Consider the following 18445-nt stretch of genomic DNA (forward strand, 5'->3'; position numbering starts at 1 on the left):
GGGGTGTCCTTGTTATTAGAGTGCTGGAGGTGGCAACTCGATCAAATGTGGGAGCTGGCTTGCCTGCGATAGCATCAACTCGATTCAACTGAAGACCGAGGTGCCTGCATCGCGGGCAAGCCCGGCTCCCACACTGACCGTGCCCACATAAGATCTAATTAGCTTTTAGATACCCTGTGGGGTCTCTTCACCGCCGAGTGCTTCGACCAGCGCAGGGATGAAGTCACCAAACGTCAGCATCATCAGGGTAAAACTCGCATCCAGTTGGCCCAGGGCTTCTTCACCGCCATCCTGTTCCGCCTGGTCTTGCAGCAGGTCTTCGAACTTCAGGCGCTTGACCGTCATCTTGTCGTCGAGCATGAAGGAGAGCTTGTCTTGCCAGGCCAGCGACAGTTGGGTCACGACTTTGCCGGTGGTCAGGTGCAGCTGGATCTCTTCACCGGTCAGGTCCTGGCGCTTGCAGCGCACAATGCCGCCGTCTTCATGGGTGTCGCGCAGTTCGCACTCGTCGAGCACGAAGAAATCATCCGCCGGCTTCTGGGTGGTGACCCAGTCGGTCATGATCGCGGTTGGTGCGGTTTTTACCGTCAGCGGGCGAACCGGCAGGGTGCCGATCACTTCACGCAGTGTGGACAGCAAGTCCTCGGCGCGCTTGGGGCTGGCGGAGTTGACCAGGATCAGGCCCTGTTTCGGCGCGATCGCGGCAAAGGTCGACGAGCGACGAATAAAGGCGCGCGGCAGGAAGGCCTGGATGATTTCATCCTTGATCTGGTCGCGTTCCTTCTTATAGACCTTGCGCATTTGCTCGGCCTCGATCTCTTCGACTTTCTCTTTCAGTGCGTCACGCACCACGCTGCCCGGCAGGATGCGTTCTTCCTTGCGCGCGGCGATCAGTAGGAAGTCACCGCTGACGTGAACCAGGGGAGCGTCTTCACCTTTACCAAAAGGCGCGACGAAACCGTAAGTGGTCAACTCCTGGCTGGCACAAGGGCGCGCCAGTTTGGTGGCCATGGCCGCTTCCAACGCCTCGGCATCAACAGGCAGATCTTGGGTCAGGCGATAGATAAGCAGGTTCTTGAACCACATGGGGCGAGTCTCTCCTTTATACAAAGGGGGGCATTATTCTCTTGATAACGTCCCAGGCCAACCCTGCCTAAGCCATTGGAAGCTATCAAAAAAAAGATTTAAGAAAGTGCTTGCCAGACCTAGGGCCGCTCCGTAGAATGCGCGCCACACCGAAACGAAGGGTGATTAGCTCAGCTGGGAGAGCGTCTGCCTTACAAGCAGAATGTCGGCGGTTCGATCCCGTCATCACCCACCATTCGCTTCATGTGTTACGCGCAGCGGTAGTTCAGTCGGTTAGAATACCGGCCTGTCACGCCGGGGGTCGCGGGTTCGAGTCCCGTCCGCTGCGCCATATTCGGTTATCTGGAACGCTGAACGCCAGGTACCACAGGAAGCCCGCTCATTGAGCGGGCTTTTTGCTGTCTGGGCTTTGCAAAAAAAACGCCGCCGATCATTTCCGATGGTCGGCGGCGTTTTTTATTGGGGGATCAGAAATTCCAGTGTGTGATCACCATGAAATTGCGTGGCTCACCGTAAGCGGCGGAGTTATGGAAGCCGATGTTGGTGTAGTAAGACTTGTCGAAGATATTGTTGACGTTCAGCGTCGCCGACAGGTTTTTGCTGACCTGATATTGGGTCATCAGGTCGACCAGCCAATTGGCGTCCTGGGAGAGCTCTTCATCGCCGCCATGGGGAGAGTTATAGATGTCCTGCGCCAGGTCAGCGGCACTTTGGCGGCAGTCGAGCTTGCGCCACAGCCAGGTGAGCAGCCAGGCATGATGCTCGCTGCAGAGCTGGGTGATTTCCCTTTGGAAGGGCAGTTCACCCACAGACATAAGCGTGGCTCAGGCGTTATTGAGAATAATTTTTAATTGTGCGGTTAAGCGCCCGGTAAACCCAATAGACTCGTATTTGCGCGAGCAGAAGCCCGTTTTTACGGGGTTTCGCCGGGCTCTGGAAAAAATCAAAAATAAAGTGCATTTAAATCAAGACATTGCGAATTTTTGGTGTATGATGCCGCCCACACCGAAAGTGAAGGGTGATTAGCTCAGCTGGGAGAGCGTCTGCCTTACAAGCAGAATGTCGGCGGTTCGATCCCGTCATCACCCACCATTCGCTTCAAGTGTTACGCGCAGCGGTAGTTCAGTCGGTTAGAATACCGGCCTGTCACGCCGGGGGTCGCGGGTTCGAGTCCCGTCCGCTGCGCCATATTCGGTCACCTGGAACGCTGAACGCCAGGTCACCACAAGAAGCCCGCTCATTGAGCGGGCTTTTTTTCGTCTGCGATTTATCCGCCTTACGCTTCGCCGTTGTGCACTGCATGTCGCCCTGAACTGTGCTGGTGCGCCATGACGTGACGGAATACCCCTATGCAGATTGGTTGATTGCGTCCCTGGCCGCTTAAACGTTTATCTATAGCTACGCGAAGACTTCCAGGCGAGTCACGGCAGCAGGATGCTGCGGTGCCCGCTCTCTAAGATAAGAATAGTCTGCAAGGGGAATGGCTCTCTATGAAGTATCCACTGCGTCCGTTGGTGTTCTGGCCAACGTTCCTGATCCTGCTGGCGGCGGTGATCGCCAGCTATGTCGACTTGAATGCCTTCCTGGCGATCAGCAAACAGCTCAATAACCTAATCCTGAAAAACTTCTCATGGCTGTTCAGTGCCGGCTCGTTTGCCATGGTGGTGCTGACGGCGATCGTCTACTTCTCCGCGTTGGGCAAGGTGCGTATCGGCGGCGAAGACGCCCAGCCATTGCTGCGCAAATGGCGCTGGTTCATGGTGGCGCTGTGCACCACGCTCGCAGTGGGCGTGCTGTTCTGGACCACCGCCGAACCGCTCTATCACCTGTATGGCCCACCCACCAGCCTGCCGATCGAAGCGGGCAGTTCGGCGGCGAAGACCTTTGCCATGTCGACGATGTTCCTGCACTGGACCATCACCCCCTACGCCATTTACCTGGTGCCCTCGCTGGTGTTTGCGCTGGTGTTCTATAACCGTCGCAGCAACTTCTCCATTGGCGCCATGCTCGAGCCGCTGCTGGGCGCAGCGCGGGTCAAGCGCTACGCCGGGCTGATCGACACCCTGGCGATGTTCGCCCTGGTGGCGGGCATGGCCTCATCCCTGGGCACTGGCGCGCTGACCCTGGCCGGTGGCCTGGCCCAATATATCGGCGGTGAAACCACGCCGTTCCGCCTGGCCATCATCGTTGCGATCATCGTCATCACCTTTGTCGCCTCGGCCGCCAGCGGCCTGCAGAAAGGCATTGTGATGCTGTCCTCGTTCAACACCTGGATCATGCTGGGGCTGGGATTGTTTGTGCTGCTGTGCGGGCCGACCTTGTACATGTTCAGCCTCGGCGTCGAGTCCCTTGGCGTGTACCTCGACACCTTCTTCAGCCGCAGCCTGTTCACTGGCGCCGCGAGTGGCGACACCTGGCCGCAGAGCTGGACGGTGTTCTACTGGTCGGTGTGGTTTGCCTGGGCGCCGGTGAGCGCGCTGTTCCTTGGCAAGATTGGCCGTGGCTATACCGTGCGCGAATTCATCCATATCAACATGCTCTACCCGGCGCTGTTCACGGCGATATGGATCTGCATTTTCTCCGGCACCAGCCTGTACTTCGATGCCCTCGGCGACGGCAGCCTCAACCGTGTGCTGAACGAGCAGGGCGTGGAGCACGTGCTGTACCAGATGTTCCAGCAATTGCCGGCCAGCGGCCTGATGATCGCGTTCCTGCTGTTAGTAGCGTTCATCTCGTTTGTCACGGCGGCGGACTCCAGCACCGATGTGATCGCCAACCTGTGCAGCAAAGGCGTGACCGCGGACTCCGATCTCGACGGCAACCCGCTGCTGAAGATCGTCTGGGGCCTGATTATCGGCACGGTGTCGTGGGTCATGGTCGCGTTTGTGGGCATCGACGGGGTGAAGATGCTCTCCAACCTCGGCGGTTTGCCCGGGATGATCCTGGTGTTGTTGGCCAGTACCTCGCTGATTTTCTGGTTGAAAAATCCCGCGTTGCTGGATGTGAAACGCCTTCAGCGGACCCCCGAAATGCAATCGCGTGGCGCCAGCCCGGTGCCGGATTTCGCCCGCTGATCGATTGAACCGCTGTAGGAGTTACTGATGGAAATCGTCACTGAATTTGCTTACACCGTGCGCGAAATCGAGCACTGCCTGATCCCCTTGAAGGACGGCACCCAACTGGCGGCCCGCATCTGGTTACCGGAAGTCGCCGGCCTGCAAACCTTCCCGGCGATCCTGGAATACCTGCCGTACCGCAAACGCGACGGCACCGCCGTACGCGATGCGCTGACCCACCCGTGGATGGCGGGGCAGGGCTATGTATGTGTGCGGGTGGATATGCGGGGCAACGGTGAATCCCAAGGTTTGATGGCCGATGAATACCTGCTTCAGGAACAGGAAGACGCCCTCGAAGTGATCGACTGGCTGTGCCATCAACCCTGGTGCGACGGTAATGTCGGCATGATGGGCATCTCCTGGGGCGGCTTCAACGGGCTGCAAGTCGCGGCACGCCAGCCCGAGGCGTTGAAGGCGATCATTACCCTGTGCTCCACCGATGATCGCTTTGCCGACGACATCCATTACAAGGGCGGCAATCTGTTGATGGAGAACTTCGGCTGGGCCGCCACCATGCTCAACTTCAGCGCCGCGGTGCCGGATCCTTTGCTGGTGGGCGACGACTGGAAACACCTCTGGCACCAACGCTTGGACGCCATGCCGTTGCTGGCGCAAACCTGGCTGCAACACCAGACCCGCGATGACTATTGGCGCCATGGCTCGGTGTGCGAGGACTATTCGAAGATCAAGGCGGCCGTGTATGCGGTGGGTGGCTGGGGCGATGCCTACCGCAACACCGTTTCGCGCCTGATGCAAAACCTACCAGGCCCGAAGAAAGCCATGATCGGACCTTGGATCCACAAGTACCCGCATTTCGCCGTGCCCAACCCGGCCATCGGCTTCCTGCAAGAGGCCAAGCGCTGGTGGGATCATTGGCTCAAGGGCATCAATAACGGGGTAATGGATGACGCGTCTTGCACCTTTTACCTACAGGATATTCTGCCGCCGAAGGGCAGTTATGCCGAGCGGCCGGGGATCTGGGTGCAGACCTCCGGCTGGCCGGATCCGCAGGTGCAATGGGCGGATTTCAGTCTCGGCGAACAGGGCCTGAGTGCAGGCTCACTGCCATTGGCGGCGCCGCGCAGCATCTGCTCGCCGCTGACCACCGGCCTGCACCAAGGCGAATACTGCGCCATCTGGTTTGGCCCCGATGGACCGACGGATCAACGTCGTGATGACGCCCACTCGCTGTGCTTCGACTCCCAGGTGCTGACCGAGCCGCTGTCGTTGCTCGGCGATGCACGTCTTAAGTTGCGCCTGGCAAGTGACACCGCCTGTGGTCAATTGGTCGCCCGGCTGAATGCGATAGCGCCGGACGGGCAAGTCACGCAGATCAGTTACGGGGTACTCAATCTCACACTGCGTGAGGATTTTTCCCAGGTAACACCTGTAGTCCCCGGTGAGCCCATGGACGTGCAGTTAAACCTCGACCACATCGGCATGCGCCTGCCCGTCGGCTACCGTTTGCGTCTTGCCCTTAGTACCGCGAGTTTCCCGTTACTGTGGCCGAGCCGTGAGCTGACCACTCTGACGTTGCTGCCGAGTCTGCAAAGCCTGCAACTGCCGATATTCAAAGGCGAGGCGGTGGACTGCCCGTTCGAAGCGCCACAGTCGGCTACGCCGGTGGCGATGGACGTCCTACGCGCCGCTGCGCCGAAACGCACCTTGATCGAAGACGTGGGCAGTGGCGAAGTCTCCGTGAAAATCGAAGATGACTTGGGTTCAGTGCGGTTTACCGACCACGGCTTGTCGGTGGACCAGCGTTGCACTGAGCAATACCGCACTTTGCCCTGGGATCCGCTGTCGACGCGGGCCGATATCGAATGGCACTACCGAGTCGGCCGCGACCAGTGGGCCGTGGAGGTGGAAAGCCAATTGAGCGTGCACGCCGACGCCGAGTGGTTCTACATCGAAGCGGAGCAGACCGCCTGGGAAAACGGCCAGTTGGAACACCGTCGGCAATGGAGTAAACGCGTGGCCAGGGTCGCACTCTGAGCAGGCAACTGGCAGGATGCTCGCCAACGTGATCTCTGCGGGCCTGGGGTAACCTGGGCCCGTCATTGCCAATGGACTTGCTCATGTCGCGCCGTAACGTCGATCTTCCTCCCCTCAATTGCTTGCAGACCTTTGAAGCGGCGGCCCGCCATTTGAGCTTTACCCAGGCCGCCCATGAATTGAACCTGACCCAGAGCGCGGTCAGCCGCCAGGTCAAACGCCTCGAAGAAGACCTGGCCCGCCCGCTGTTTTATCGGCTGGCCCAGGGCTTGAGCCTGACACCCGCCGGGGTGCGTTATTTTCGAACTGTCCAACGCCTGTTGCGCGAGCTTGACCGCGAGTCCGCCGAGTTGCGCAGGCGCGGTGCCGATCGCCAGTTGACCCTGGCCAGTACGCCCACCATCAGCTCTATCTGGCTGGCCGGTCTGTTGCCGCAGTTCCAGCGCGACCATCCGGACCTGGATATCCGCATCCTGTGCAGCGAAAGCCCCAGCCATCTGGATGTCAGCGAATATGACCTGGGCTTGTTCTATCACTTGGATGAACTGGCCGCGCCCCACGGCCTTGAGCTGTCGCCGGTGTTCGACAGCGAGCAGGTCATCGCCGTGTGCAGCCCCGGTTACCTTGAGCGCCATGGCCCGATTCGCGACCTGCATCACCTGTTGCACGCTCACACCTTGCTGATCGTGGAAGACCACCACCACGACTGGCTGACTTGGGCCGACTGGTTTGCTGACGCGGGCGCCGATTACTACTCGCCGCGCCATGCCTTGCGCACCAACAGCTATCAACTGTTGATGCAATCGGCGGTGATGGGCCACGGCGTCGCCCTGGGGTGGAAGCGCTTGCTGGAAAGCGACCTCGACTCCAGGCGCCTGCAAATGGCCTTGCCCCACAGCATGCACAGTCGCGGTCGCTTGCACCTGATGCAGCCGCATCATCGCAATCCACCCGCGGCGGTGCGCAGTTTTCGTCAGTGGTTGCGGGCCCGTACCGCAGAGGCTGGGCTCCCTGACTGAAGGTCAGTGCTGACTGGTTTTTTGTTTTTGATCTGGCGCGTCGCCAGGTGTTCGAAGCAAAAAGACGCGGTGCCGAACACGGCGATCAGGGTGAGTACGATCATGCCGAGGGTTGAGCCTTCCACGGTGATTTCCTGCGGGTGATGGGGTAGGTGCTCACGGTAGAGGCGGGGTGAAAATGGCTCAATAGACCCGACGCAATCCTTACACCGTCGGGTCCATTGTTACGCATTCTTTATGGCGCGTTGCGGCTGTGGCGGTAATCGCTGACCGCTTCATACACGGCTTTGCGCAAACGGTTGATACCGCCGATGGGGCGGTGCTCCGCTACGCCGAACCAGGGGTTGAAGGACTGGTTGTCGCACGCCAGGTTCTGCTCGGGCGTGTCGAAATCCTGCGCCGGGATATGCACCTTCGCCACGGTTTCATACGGCGCATCGCTTTCTTTCCATTCGATGCTGGTGTCTTCGATCGGCATGAATTTCTGCGGGTTCTGGCGCTGGATCTGCAGCACGAAACACGCGGGCACGCGGTCGGTGGACAACTGCTGGCTCAAGGCGCTGCGTAGGAAATTTGGCAGGTCCTGGTTTTGTTTCGGCAGTTGATACTCCGGGCAGTTTTGCGGGTCGGGCGCGACGCGGAATTTGGCGTTGGCCGTGCCGAACTTGTAGGGCGAAACTGAAAAGTACGTAGTCTGCGTCGGGCTGGCCGGTGCGGGTGCGAGGGTCGCCAGGGCGATGAACAAGTGACGCACTTGCCAGCTGCGCGGGTCGGCCTTGGGGAAGAACGCCAGCACCTTCTTGCCGTCCGCCTGCGCGCCGATATTCTGCGCGTACTCCGCCACATCGCTGACAAAGAAGTTCGGGTGGCTGAACATTACGAAGTCTTGTTCCGTGCGCGTCTGCTGGTCGGCCAGCAGCTGCTTGCCCGGCACATCCAGTAACTTGAGCGCCATGCCGCGGGCATCACGGATGCTGTCGAACTGCGGGTAAGCGTTGCCGTTGGACAACCGCATCATCGCCTGCCAGGTCTTGCCCGGTTCGGCGAACACGCCCTGGCGCAGTGCCGGGTCGAGATCGGCGAGCACGCTGACTTCGGCTTTCACGCAACCGTGGGCCTTGGCGTGGGCATCACGCAGGTAGCGCGTGCCTTCGCGGTGTTGGTCGACGATGCGCACCGCCGTCTGGATGATGCCTTGGGTCATCGCCGCTTCGCCCGCTGGGATTTGCTCATTTGGTGACACCGGGCCGCTGTGTTGCCAGGCGTACCAGGCGGTCGCCGCCAGCCAACCGAGTAGGCCGAGGCCCACCAGCCACAGCAAGGTTTTGCCGAGAAATGCGCCGATGCGCAGCCAGAGGCGGCCGAGCAGGGAAGGTCGGTCGTAAGGGGATCGAATCATCATGGCAGTTGTTGCTCCAGCGGGCCGCCCAGCACTTTAAGGTATTCCAGCAGCGCCCAGCGTTCCTGCGGTAGCAGGCCACGGCCGATCACGCCATTGCCACGACTGCCGGCACGGAATTCGTGGCCGCTGTTGTGGTTGCCGGTGATTTTGGTATCGAACAGGAAGGCATTCTTGAACGCGCCGGTTTCAAAACCGAGATGGCGCGGGTCGTAGTCGAAAGTGCCTTTATAGAACGTGGTGCTGCGCTCGTCCTGGGGCGAGAGCAACTGGTAGAGCGTCGGCACCGAACCGTTATGCAGGAACGGCGGCGTCGCCCAGACGCCAGCCAGTGGCCGCGCCTTGTAGGCGCGCAACTCGCGTACGCCGATGGGCAGGCCGTAACCGTCCAGGCGCGGGCGCTCGGCCGGGGTCACGCCGGCGGCGCGGTAGGCATGCTCTTCGACGAAGGCGGTAACGTAGGCCAGGCCCTTGGCCACGGACATTTTTTTCAGGTCCAGTGGCTCGGTTAGCGCGGGGTGCAGTTCGACGTTCAGCGTGGCCAGTTCCGCGGGGTCCCATTGCAGGGCGCTGAGGTCGTAGCGCTGGTCGGCAATGTTGCTGGCGGTGCCGGGGTCGGTACCGATGTAGTCCACGGGCAGCATTTTAAGCTGCTGCACCGGCCGCCCGTTTTCCTGGGTGGCGTTGGGCACGTGGCAGCCGGCGCAGTGCTCGGCGAACAGTGTGCGGCCTTGGGCTGCGAGCGGTTTGTCGACGGCGCCGAACAGTTCCTCGGGCCAGGTTGGTGGCTTGAGGCGTTGCAGGGTTTCTTCGATCAGGTTGAGGTCGCGCACGCGGACGCTGGACGGGTAGCGCGCATCGCCCTGGAGCGGCTGGCCGGCGGCGTCGAAAAAGGTCAGGGTCGCGCCTACGCCCAGGGCTTCACCGATATTGCGCGCCATGGGTTGCTGGGCCGAGCCGTTCCATTGCACCCAGTCGAATGTCCAGATATCCCAGAGTTGTGGGTAGTCCACCGGTGCATTGGCGACGCGATAATTGTCCGGGGAAATCGCGTCGCCAAAGCTGGCGTTGGCGATACGGCCAAAGGCGTCCGTGCGGCCGGGGCCTTCTTCGGTGGGGTAGAGACCACGGTGAGTGTCGTTCCAGGCCACTTTGAGAAACTTGTTCAGGGACTGCTTGAAGTCCTCGCGCAGTTGTTTGTGCTCAGCGTCATAGCGATCTCCCAGCACTTGGCGGGCGAAGCGCTCGAACTTCCATGGGTTGTAGTAGGTAGCCGCAAGGCTGGCGACCAGGGCTTGGCCGAAACTGCCGCCGCGCAAGGTTGGCACACTGGATGGCAGCACGTGCTGGGCGGAACCGCCGTCGACGCGTAGCGCCTGGTTTTTGAAGTGCAGCTCGCCGGTGTGGCAGGCGGCACAGGTGATATCCAGGTACTCGACGTTGCTGCCGGCGTTCTTGTGTCGGGCGAAGCCTACCGGCAGATTGCCGGGGTTTTGCGCGGTCGGCAGCTGTTTGGGATCGAGCAGGAAACCGAAGCGCGCGAGGTAATCCGGCGTGGCAAAACGGCGCTCGGAAAACGGCAGTTCCAGGGCGGTGAACCAGTCGTAGTGCAGGCCTTTTACTTGAGTGCCTTGGGGCGTGAAGTAATAAGTCTGGCGGTCGGCGGCACTCCATTGGTCCTGATAGTGCACCTGCTCCACGGGCACGTATTCCGGCAGCTTGGGGTTGACGGTGTAATAGAGCACCACGGCCAGTAATAGGACCAGAATCGTGAATGTCAGCAGTAATACACGGGAAAAAATGCGCAAGATAGCTATCCTTGTCTCGGTCTTGTCGAGGAGTCGTGTTGTTATGCCACTACGCCACAAGTGCGGCAAGTGGCCATGAGCCTGGTAGTCGGCGGTCCCACGATCCTTCGTGGGGCCCCATCATGAATGAAAATGCTTTTAAAGACGTGAACTTATCAGAAGTTTCCTGCTCACATGCCGGTAGCCATTGGTCGTGGCCGCCTGATAAGCTCGCGACTTTATTCGAATGCCCTTTTGGCGCATGAACAAGGAAATAGCATGAAACAGCATCGGTTGGCGGCGGCGGTGGCCCTGGTTAGCCTGGTACTTGCGGGTTGTGATTCGCAGACCAGCGTAGAGCTGAAAACCCCGGCGCAGAAAGCTTCCTACGGCATCGGCCTGAACATGGGCAAGAGCCTTGCCCAGGAAGGCATGGATGACCTGGATTCCAAAGCAGTAGCCCAAGGCATCGAAGATGCCGTCGGCAAAAAAGAGCAGAAGCTCAAAGACGACGAGCTGGTTGAAGCGTTTGCCGCACTGCAAAAGCGTGCTGAAGAACGCATGACCAAGATGAGTGAAGAGTCGGCAACCGCCGGCAAGAAATTCCTCGAAGACAACGCCAAGAAAGACGGCGTCGTCACCACCGCTTCCGGTCTGCAGTACAAGATCATCAAGAAAGCCGATGGCGCACAGCCTAAGCCGACTGACGTGGTGACTGTGCACTACACCGGCAAGCTCACCAACGGCACTACCTTTGACAGCTCCGTGGATCGCGGTAGCCCGATTGACCTACCAGTCAGCGGCGTGATCCCAGGTTGGGTCGAAGGCCTGCAACTGATGCACGTTGGCGAGAAGGTCGAGCTGTACATCCCGTCCGACCTGGCCTACGGCGCCCAGAGCCCGAGCCCAGCGATTCCAGCCAACTCCGTGCTGGTATTCGACCTGGAACTGCTGGGCATCAAGGACCCAGCCAAGGCTGAAGCCCCTGCAACCCCAGCAGCACCAGCCGCCAAGAAGTAATAGGCGCCTGAACACACAACGCCCCGTCTCGACGGGGCGTTGTTGTTTCCGGGGGCTGCAGTTTCGGGTATCTACACGATCTTGTAGTGAGCGGGCCCATGTCCACAGGCTGTGCAAATCCAAACGAACGTCCACACCTGGCAACAGTCTGATATAAAACCCGAGCATGGCTAGCCGCACAGCAACACCAAGTCAATGAAATCTTGGGTTTTTTTAATGTGCGCAAAAAACGCCCGATCTGACTGAAAGCCTTGTAAGTCGTGGCTTTCAGCCGATAAAACAGGCTCTGTTCACAAGGTTATCCACAATTTGTGTGGATAACCTTTTATGTTGACTGGAACTGGAGTGACAGATGAAACCACCCTTCAATTTCACCCGTTTCCTGCCCATCGCCGCACGCCTGCTGGGTCGTGGGCGTTTACCGACGCTGCTGTTCGCTGTCGCCGCCAAAGGCTCCAGCCAGGGCAATCGCCTGGGCAAGCTCAAGGATGACTTCAAGTTGCTCCAGGCCCTGTGCCTGGCCTACTGGCGTGGCGAGTACCGCGCAATCAGTCCCAAGGCGCTGATTTCAGTGGTCGCAGGGCTGATGTATTTCCTGAGCCCGATTGACGCGATCCCGGACTTTATACCCATGTTCGGCATGCTCGACGACATCGCCGTGCTGGCATGGGTCATGAAGACCCTGGACGGCGAACTGAGCGCTTTTCGCGCCTGGCGTGACGCCCAGCGTCCGGAAAAGCTCGCCGTGGTTGAGCGTCTGCCAGCGACGCCAGCCCTGTTGGCCAAAGAAAACCCGCAAAAAAACGGATGACACGGCATATCCCCCTGCGACCTTTGTGGCTGTTAGGATTACACTCCTAAGGAAAGAGCTTACTCAGTAAGTGTTGTTATCCTACGGGGCAGTCATGGATATTCAGATAATTTCACGGAATGGCGAACCCGAATACGCGGTGTTGCCATGGGATCAGTATCAGGCGCTGCTAAAAGCTGCCGGTCAGCAACAACCTTCGCCACCTCCTTCTTCTACTGCCCAAGCCGCTCCCGAGCAGGGTCTGCGCCCGCTCGCAGACTTGCGCGACCTGCGCGAAGCCAAAGGCCTGGCGGTCGAGACCCTGGCCCGCACCGTGGGTATCAGCCCCTCGTATCTCGGATTGATTGAAAGTGGTGAGCGCCAGCCGGATGCCGCGATCCGTCGCAGCCTGGCCTGGGAATTGGGCGTTGCAGGTTGGAGGGATGAATCTTGAGCCTACGTATCAGTCGTCAACACTGGGATGGGTTACTCAATGAACTGGACCAGGCGCGCCGCCAGCGCCATCTGTTGACTTACCGCGCGTTGCTGGAGCGCTTGCAGTTCCCCACGCCGGCCATGCAAACCCTGGCCGCCGCCCTGGAACACCTGGCCGCGCTGGACGCCAAGGCCGAGCAGCCGTTGCGCAGCTCGCTGGTGATCAGCCAGGGCGCCAGCCGCCTGCCGCGTACCGGTTTCTTTGAATGTGTGGAGCGCCTGGGGCGATTCAGCGGGCCATCCGACGGTGTGGCCGCGGCCTCCTGGCACGCCTCGGAAGTGGTGCGGGTATTCGAATACGAGTACCCGGAGTCTGCCGAGGCCTAGAGCGCCGGGGACAAGGTGTCCATGCTGTCGATCACATGGATGCTGTAGCCGGCGACATTCTTGGCGTGATGTTTGGCTTGCGACGCCAGCTCCGCCAACTGACTGGCATCGAGTTGTCCACAGGCCTGTGGATACAAATGCACGACACCGATGGACAGCGACAGCAGCGCAAATTCCTGACGCACGCCTTGGCGGTTCAGTGCCACGAAACAGCCGGCATCAAGGTGTTCAGCGCGGTAGAAGCGCCGGCATTGGGTGTGGAAGTCATCCAGCAGTTGATTGAGCCGTTTGCGCCAGTCCTGTGGGCCCAGTACCAACAAAAAGTCATCGCCACCGATGTGCCCGACAAAGTCGCGGCTAGGGTCTACGCGGTCGTTCAAGCACTGCGCCAGGCACAACAACACCTCATCCCCGCGCCCGTAGCCGTAGATATCGTTGAAGGATGCTGTTTTGTGAAAAAATAGCTTGTGACCTTAGGTCTCTATGACGCTGCTCAAGATAATGCGGCAATGAAAATTTGGATGGAACTGAAAATTGAATAGTACGCAGGATTGCAATCTCAAACTGACTCGCCTTCAGCGTTTCGCCAAGTGGCTTCTGGATAAAAACTCTGTATTTTGCTCAACAGCATCGAGGAGCCAAAAACTATATGCTTTTGGTTACTCTATCGCACTTAGTGTGATTGTAATTCGGCTTGCCGGATTTGATAGTGGTCTTAATATTTTGTATTTTATAATGCTGATGTTGGGGCTCGGGGTTACTTCTGATCTTATCATGGTTTATAAGAAAATTTGGGGGACCACTTTAGGGAAGGCGTTTTTGCTAATAGCCTACTTCCTGCTTTCTAATATCGCCCTTGGACTGTCGGAGAATGCTATAAATATAGTGACGAAGGCAGACTTCATATCAGTTGTATATACGAAGGCGATACTAACGGTGATAATGATTCCATTGTTCGCGTGGGGTATTTCAGTTTTTTTAATGACTATGAGTTTTGTGTTTCTTCCGATAATTTTTATGTTTTTGGTAATCGGTAAGGATTTTGCTCAAAATCCATGCTTTAGTTTTGTCGGAAGTATTTTTAGCAATTATCTTGCTAAGACAACTTTGGCTGCTCGTTTCATTGCATTTTTATTGCTTTTTGGGTTTATAAAGGCTGAGGGGCAGGAGTGGGCTCGCGGCTATGATAGTTTTTTGGATAAACAATTGCCGTTTTCATTGTTCTTGTTAGAGGGTAAGAAATTTACAAGCTGTACGTTGGATGAGAAGGAAAGAGGTATAAAGGGAGAGGATGGGCGTTATTTAATTATAAAGGAAGGTGTGGAGGGGTATTCATTTAGGACTGAGTATTGTAAAAAATAAAGTAGTGATACTGGCGTCAGGCACTAAAGTGCCTGACACTATTTACTCATTAGGTGATGTATTGGGCAGGTCAGCTGGAAAGAGTCCTTTTTATAAAATCTTGATAGTATGATGGGAAGTCGCTCACGCAGTTGGTTAAAGCTTTTCCCGAGTTTTTAATTCGAATGCTAATTGAATCATTGGACTGGACCAGAACGCTCGATAAAACCTGAGCAATGTGACGATCCGAGATGCCCATTTCGTATAATAAAATCGCGTCAATAGAGGGTAAGCCGTATCGAAGTTTTTTCTGTAATGTCGATAAGTTATCTAATAGTTGTTGATCGATTTCTGGTTTTATGAGTTTTAATAGTTCGATTATAGAGCCTATTAGTAAGGTTCCATCATACGCAATTCCAGATTCGCAAGCGTCAATGACGTGCTCATTTGTAATGTCACGTCTCTGAGTTCCCCAAATCAACTTCGAGTTTGCTTTTTCTAAATGAGTCCTTAATGCGTAGTATGGAATCCCTTTTATCCATTCGGACACTAATGACCTTAAGTCATCGCGAGACTCAATTTTATGGATTCCTTTGCTGTTCGATTGAGAGTAAATAAACGGCCATAGTACGTCTAATGCGTCGGACTCGCTAGTGCACTGTTCGAGTGCTACAATATTAAATGTTGTCCATTCTTTTATTTCTTGAGCTTGTGTTAGACCGAAGAGTGTTCTTCCAAATGCACGTCTTTCAACTTCTAAAGGGCAATTGTTTTCGATGTTTTTCGCAATAATGTCAAATATAGACAGAATGGTTTCTTTGTCGTCTTCGCTGCTCAGGTTGTAGGCCAATGTTTGCTGAGCTAGATGTACAGCACCGTTTTCGCCAAAGACTTCTTTTGTATCATCCCAGTGGGCCAGTAAGTATCCCTCTATCGAGGCTATGATATTCGCTTTCTGTTCGGCTTGGTCGAGGACGCTTTCAATAGTAAATTTTAAATCGGACCTTAATTTAGCGGCTTCTGCTAATTGTTCTAGGAAGACTTTTGGAGAGTTAAGATAGTTTTTCAAATAATCTATGGGGCTGATGGTGAAGTGATGCTTTCCATCTACGCTTTTAATAGGCTCTAATATGTTCAAAATGCTGCTGGTACAAGGTTCTGAATTTTCAAAGTTAAGGATTTTTTTGAACTCAGACCATTTCCAGCGTCCCTTGTCAGAGGATTTCATATCAAAAATATCAGGGTCGGCAAAAATTATGCTGCCTTCTGTATACATCCCTGAACGACCAGCCCTACCGATTAAATTATGAAAATCTCTTACTTTAATCGGTTTTCCAGCTTGATAAATGCTCGTTATGAGCAGATACCTTATCGGCAGATTCACTCCTTGTGCGAGTGTAGAAGTGCAAATAATAAATTTTATCAGGCTTTTCTGCATCGCATATTCTATTGCGACTCTCAAACCTTGTGGTGTGTTACTACTGTGGGAGTAAATGCCTAAACTCGAGCACTTCGTCGTTTCGCTCTCTATGCCCAAATGAATTGTGTGCAGGTTTAGTAAGTTTTTGACTTCGGCCTCATCTGAATATTCGCTTGGTTTGGGGATAGATAGGTTTCTCGAGTAAATATCAACTGCCACTTTAGCAATGGTTGAGACGGCTGCTTTTACACCGCAAAATATAGCCACACTGCCATTAGATGCCAATTTTAAACCTAGGAACATCGAAATACTTTTCCCATCTGCTTTGTCAGGAAAAAATCTATCGGTTCTCTCCCTCGGTTTGCGTGAAAGCTTATATTTTTCTATCACTCGTGGGACGAAAAAAGTTTTTTCATCAGTGTTGTTTTGTTCTACGAACTCAAGCCTGCCTAGTGAATCTTTCCAACTTGCAAACGCTACTGTTCTGTAAGTTGAAAGTATGTCTGTGCCGTTGATGTTTATTCCGTCTTCGCCATTGAGCCAACTGCCTATAGCTTGTGAGTTATTAATGACTGCTGATATAAGTATAGTCTGAGCTTCTTTTGGTATCAAAGATTTCAGTGAGGAAAGTAAAAGCTCATAAGTAACGCCTCTAGGGCCGCTGTCGAATTGATGACCCTCATCATAGATTACAACTCCAATACTTTCTGCTAGTTCTGGAGATTGACGCAGTATATACATCAATTTTTCGGGCGTAAGGACTAATATGCTGTCCGTTTCTAATGAGTTAAAATCAAGGTCTAGAAAACCATCTAGATCAAATTCAGCAAAGTCCATTTGCGGTACGTCGGAGACACCATCAATGCTGACTACCTCGCCGTCGAAGCTTCTTGAGAGTTCACTTCTTATTTCTTGGCAAAGGGCTTTGAATGGGGCTACAACAACTACCAGATTTGCTCTCGCCGATAAAAATGCACTACGGATAATAAGTTCGATTGACTTGGTTTTTCCTGCACTTGTAGGCATTTGAATGATTGCTGATGACTCTTCAAATATCCCTTTCTCCCCTAGTAGGCGTTGGGATGGCCAGAGTTCTTTTATTGAGCCATCCTTTTTAAGATAGCTCATCCAGATTTCTTTTGCTAAGCCGGAGTAACGAGGGAGTAAGCTCCAAGAGGAATTTTTTAGTCTAAAATTAGTGATTGCACAAATTACGTCTGCAAATAGTAGCTCTCTATCTGAACCTATGTCATAAGCCTTAGCTTTAAGCTTGGACAGTTCGGTTTCGATTTTAGAGACGCCTTCTCCGGTACTGTAGTAGGTCAGGATTGAGTAGGACAGTGCGATAATATTAGATTTGTATTTTTCTCTCGCGTCCGTAAAATATATGGAAAAATCGCCTACTAGCAGCCAGTGCAATAGATCTTCTAAGTGAGATGCGTCTAGATATGGGCATGTTGGAGGCAGTTTTTTAATAAGAACAGATGAACTACCGGGTAGGTCGCATAAATAATATGATGCAGATGCAAGTAAAATTAAATAGGGGTCTATTTCTTCGTCAAGCTTGGATTGAAGGTATGAGTCAAAGAATTGTGCCGAAAACTGAAGATCCGTTTTTAATTCGGTCAGCCTATCTGCAGGTGTATCTGTCGAGTTGATTGCTAAACAGATTTCCCCAAGTGTTGCGATGGAGAGTATTAGTAATTGAGAAGGATCACTACTTGTTTCAATGTGGTGCTCAGTCGGTATGTTGTATTCGTACATTTTGGCTTTTGAGCGAGTTACACCCAGTAAAACACGCGATGCTCTTTCAGGCTTCATCAGCTGCTCGCTTATAGAGGCTATTTACTAGGGTCATAAAGTCTTTGCTTTTTATGATTATTAGCGAAAGTGAACTCTTATTAGGATGCTCAGACGTATCTGATACAGAGGCTTCTAATGGGTCGTATATAACACTTTCGTAGAGAGCTACTGCTCCATAAATATCTTTATAAGGCCTGTCAGCTGGATTTTGGAAGCGGCCAATTTTTTGTGCATCTTGAATGTTTTTCGCTTCATAGAATCGCTGCCTTATGGCATTGAGCGATTCCGCTTTTCTAAGATTATCTTTACCTGAGTGGTTTATAGCTTCCTGAAGTCTCGCATTTGCTTTTTTACCGGAAAGTTTAGCTTTGACTTCATACATTGCTAAGCAGTCGTTAGGGGAGTCTGTCTGGGACAATATTTTGAATGCTAGAACATCGGAGCCTTTAGTCGACTCGTTCCTAATTGTTTTTCTATCGTACCTTGTTCGAGGAACCCAATAGTTTGAAACGTATTCTAGGTAATCTGATACAAGTATTTCGGCAAAATCACCGGATCTGGTTCCGGGGCCGAATCCTCCTTTTTCAGTTGGAAACTTTAAGTCATCTAAGTATTCTGTTCTGCTTTTCCCAGTGGCTTCTCTTAGGAAGTCGATATCTGAATCACTACAGTACTGATTTCTAAAGTGCTTGGCCCATTCAGAGAGTATGCCATTATCCGTCGTATGTAATAGTTCGAATACTTGGACAGGGACTCCATCTTTAGTTGTTAGTGCGGCACCAGTATCTTGGAGCCAATTAAGGTAGCCCAATGGGAAGGCCATATTTATTTGGCCTTATAATTTTTT

The 18445-nt window shown here is 54.5% G+C and carries 13 protein-coding genes, 4 tRNA genes and 2 pseudogenes; 12 read left to right on the forward strand and 7 right to left on the reverse strand.

Annotated features, from left to right (window positions below; all coding sequences use genetic code 11):
• Positions 1-165 precede the first annotated feature (165 nt).
• Positions 166-1086: a recombination-associated protein RdgC gene (gene rdgC / locus AACY36_RS18885; RefSeq protein WP_034103031.1), complete on the reverse strand. Its 921-nt coding sequence runs from the start codon at positions 1084-1086 to the stop codon at positions 166-168.
• Positions 1087-1245: 159 nt separating this feature from the next.
• On the opposite strand from rdgC, the gene AACY36_RS18890 reads away from it, so the two are divergent.
• Both AACY36_RS18890 and AACY36_RS18895 read left to right on the forward strand, forming a co-directional pair.
• Positions 1246-1321, forward strand: a tRNA-Val gene (locus tag AACY36_RS18890).
• Positions 1322-1340: 19 nt separating this feature from the next.
• Positions 1341-1417: transfer RNA gene (locus tag AACY36_RS18895), tRNA-Asp, on the forward strand.
• Between the two features lie 136 nt (positions 1418-1553).
• On the opposite strand, the pseudogene AACY36_RS18900 reads toward AACY36_RS18895, so the two are convergent.
• Positions 1554-1778 (reverse strand): annotated as a pseudogene (locus tag AACY36_RS18900) (hypothetical protein); the annotation flags it as partial.
• A gap of 324 nt (positions 1779-2102) precedes the next feature.
• On the opposite strand from AACY36_RS18900, the gene AACY36_RS18905 reads away from it, so the two are divergent.
• From AACY36_RS18905 to AACY36_RS18925, 5 genes are all read left to right on the forward strand, one after another.
• Positions 2103-2178: transfer RNA gene (locus AACY36_RS18905), tRNA-Val, on the forward strand.
• 19 nt (positions 2179-2197) lie between these two features.
• Positions 2198-2274, forward strand: a tRNA-Asp gene (locus AACY36_RS18910).
• Between the two features lie 302 nt (positions 2275-2576).
• Positions 2577-4160 (forward strand): BCCT family transporter, encoded by a 1584-nt coding sequence (locus AACY36_RS18915; protein ID WP_339427803.1) that lies wholly within the window; start codon positions 2577-2579, stop codon positions 4158-4160.
• A gap of 27 nt (positions 4161-4187) precedes the next feature.
• Entirely contained in the window at positions 4188-6197 is a 2010-nt protein-coding gene (locus tag AACY36_RS18920) for a CocE/NonD family hydrolase (RefSeq protein ID WP_339457014.1), read from the forward strand.
• An 83-nt stretch (positions 6198-6280) separates the two neighbouring features.
• Positions 6281-7216, forward strand: a complete 936-nt coding sequence (locus AACY36_RS18925; protein ID WP_339414629.1) for a LysR substrate-binding domain-containing protein — start codon at positions 6281-6283, stop codon at positions 7214-7216.
• A 235-nt stretch (positions 7217-7451) separates the two neighbouring features.
• Here the strand turns inward: AACY36_RS18925 and AACY36_RS18930 are convergent, their stop codons facing one another.
• On the reverse strand, positions 7452-8618 hold the full coding sequence (locus AACY36_RS18930) for a catalase family protein (protein ID WP_339414628.1): 1167 nt from the start codon (positions 8616-8618) through the stop codon (positions 7452-7454).
• Complete coding sequence (locus AACY36_RS18935) at positions 8615-10423, reverse strand: di-heme-cytochrome C peroxidase (protein WP_339494395.1); 1809 nt, start codon at positions 10421-10423, stop codon at positions 8615-8617. The genes AACY36_RS18930 and AACY36_RS18935 overlap by 4 nt, the downstream gene beginning before the upstream one ends.
• A gap of 258 nt (positions 10424-10681) precedes the next feature.
• Here AACY36_RS18935 and AACY36_RS18940 point away from each other — a divergent pair, with 258 nt between their 5' ends.
• The 4 genes from AACY36_RS18940 to AACY36_RS18955 all read left to right on the forward strand — a co-directional run bounded on the left by AACY36_RS18940 (position 10682) and on the right by AACY36_RS18955 (position 13034).
• Entirely contained in the window at positions 10682-11422 is a 741-nt protein-coding gene (locus AACY36_RS18940) for an FKBP-type peptidyl-prolyl cis-trans isomerase (RefSeq protein WP_339414626.1), read from the forward strand.
• A gap of 352 nt (positions 11423-11774) precedes the next feature.
• Positions 11775-12233 (forward strand): YkvA family protein, encoded by a 459-nt coding sequence (locus AACY36_RS18945; protein WP_339414625.1) that lies wholly within the window; start codon positions 11775-11777, stop codon positions 12231-12233.
• Positions 12234-12327: 94 nt separating this feature from the next.
• Positions 12328-12666 carry a helix-turn-helix domain-containing protein gene (locus AACY36_RS18950; RefSeq protein WP_339414624.1) on the forward strand — a complete coding sequence of 113 codons (339 nt, stop codon included), beginning with the start codon at positions 12328-12330 and terminating at the stop codon, positions 12664-12666.
• Positions 12663-13034, forward strand: coding sequence for a hypothetical protein (locus tag AACY36_RS18955; protein WP_005786715.1), 372 nt, complete (start codon positions 12663-12665; stop codon positions 13032-13034). Before AACY36_RS18950 ends, AACY36_RS18955 begins: the two co-directional genes overlap by 4 nt.
• On the opposite strand, the pseudogene AACY36_RS18960 reads toward AACY36_RS18955, so the two are convergent.
• A pseudogene (locus AACY36_RS18960) lies at positions 13031-13474 on the reverse strand (diguanylate cyclase domain-containing protein); the annotation flags it as partial. The gene AACY36_RS18955 and the pseudogene AACY36_RS18960 overlap by 4 nt on opposite strands.
• A 94-nt stretch (positions 13475-13568) precedes the next feature.
• Here AACY36_RS18960 and AACY36_RS18965 point away from each other — a divergent pair.
• Positions 13569-14396 carry a hypothetical protein gene (locus AACY36_RS18965; protein WP_339497418.1) on the forward strand — a complete coding sequence of 276 codons (828 nt, stop codon included), beginning with the start codon at positions 13569-13571 and terminating at the stop codon, positions 14394-14396.
• Positions 14397-14466: 70 nt separating this feature from the next.
• Here AACY36_RS18965 and AACY36_RS18970 read toward each other — a convergent pair whose 3' ends face one another.
• Together AACY36_RS18970 and AACY36_RS18975 are read right to left on the reverse strand one after the other, a co-directional pair.
• The gene (locus tag AACY36_RS18970; protein ID WP_339497419.1) at positions 14467-17616 is read right to left on the reverse strand and encodes a DEAD/DEAH box helicase; all 3150 of its coding nucleotides are present in this window, start codon (positions 17614-17616) and stop codon (positions 14467-14469) included.
• Entirely contained in the window at positions 17606-18421 is an 816-nt protein-coding gene (locus AACY36_RS18975; RefSeq protein ID WP_339497420.1) for a Hachiman antiphage defense system protein HamA, read from the reverse strand. Before AACY36_RS18975 ends, AACY36_RS18970 begins: the two co-directional genes overlap by 11 nt.
• Between the last annotated feature and the right edge of the window lie 24 nt (positions 18422-18445).

This window comes from Pseudomonas sp. EA_15y_Pfl1_P101 (assembly GCF_963970835.1).
Classification (GTDB): Bacteria; Pseudomonadota; Gammaproteobacteria; order Pseudomonadales; family Pseudomonadaceae; genus Aquipseudomonas; species Aquipseudomonas tritici.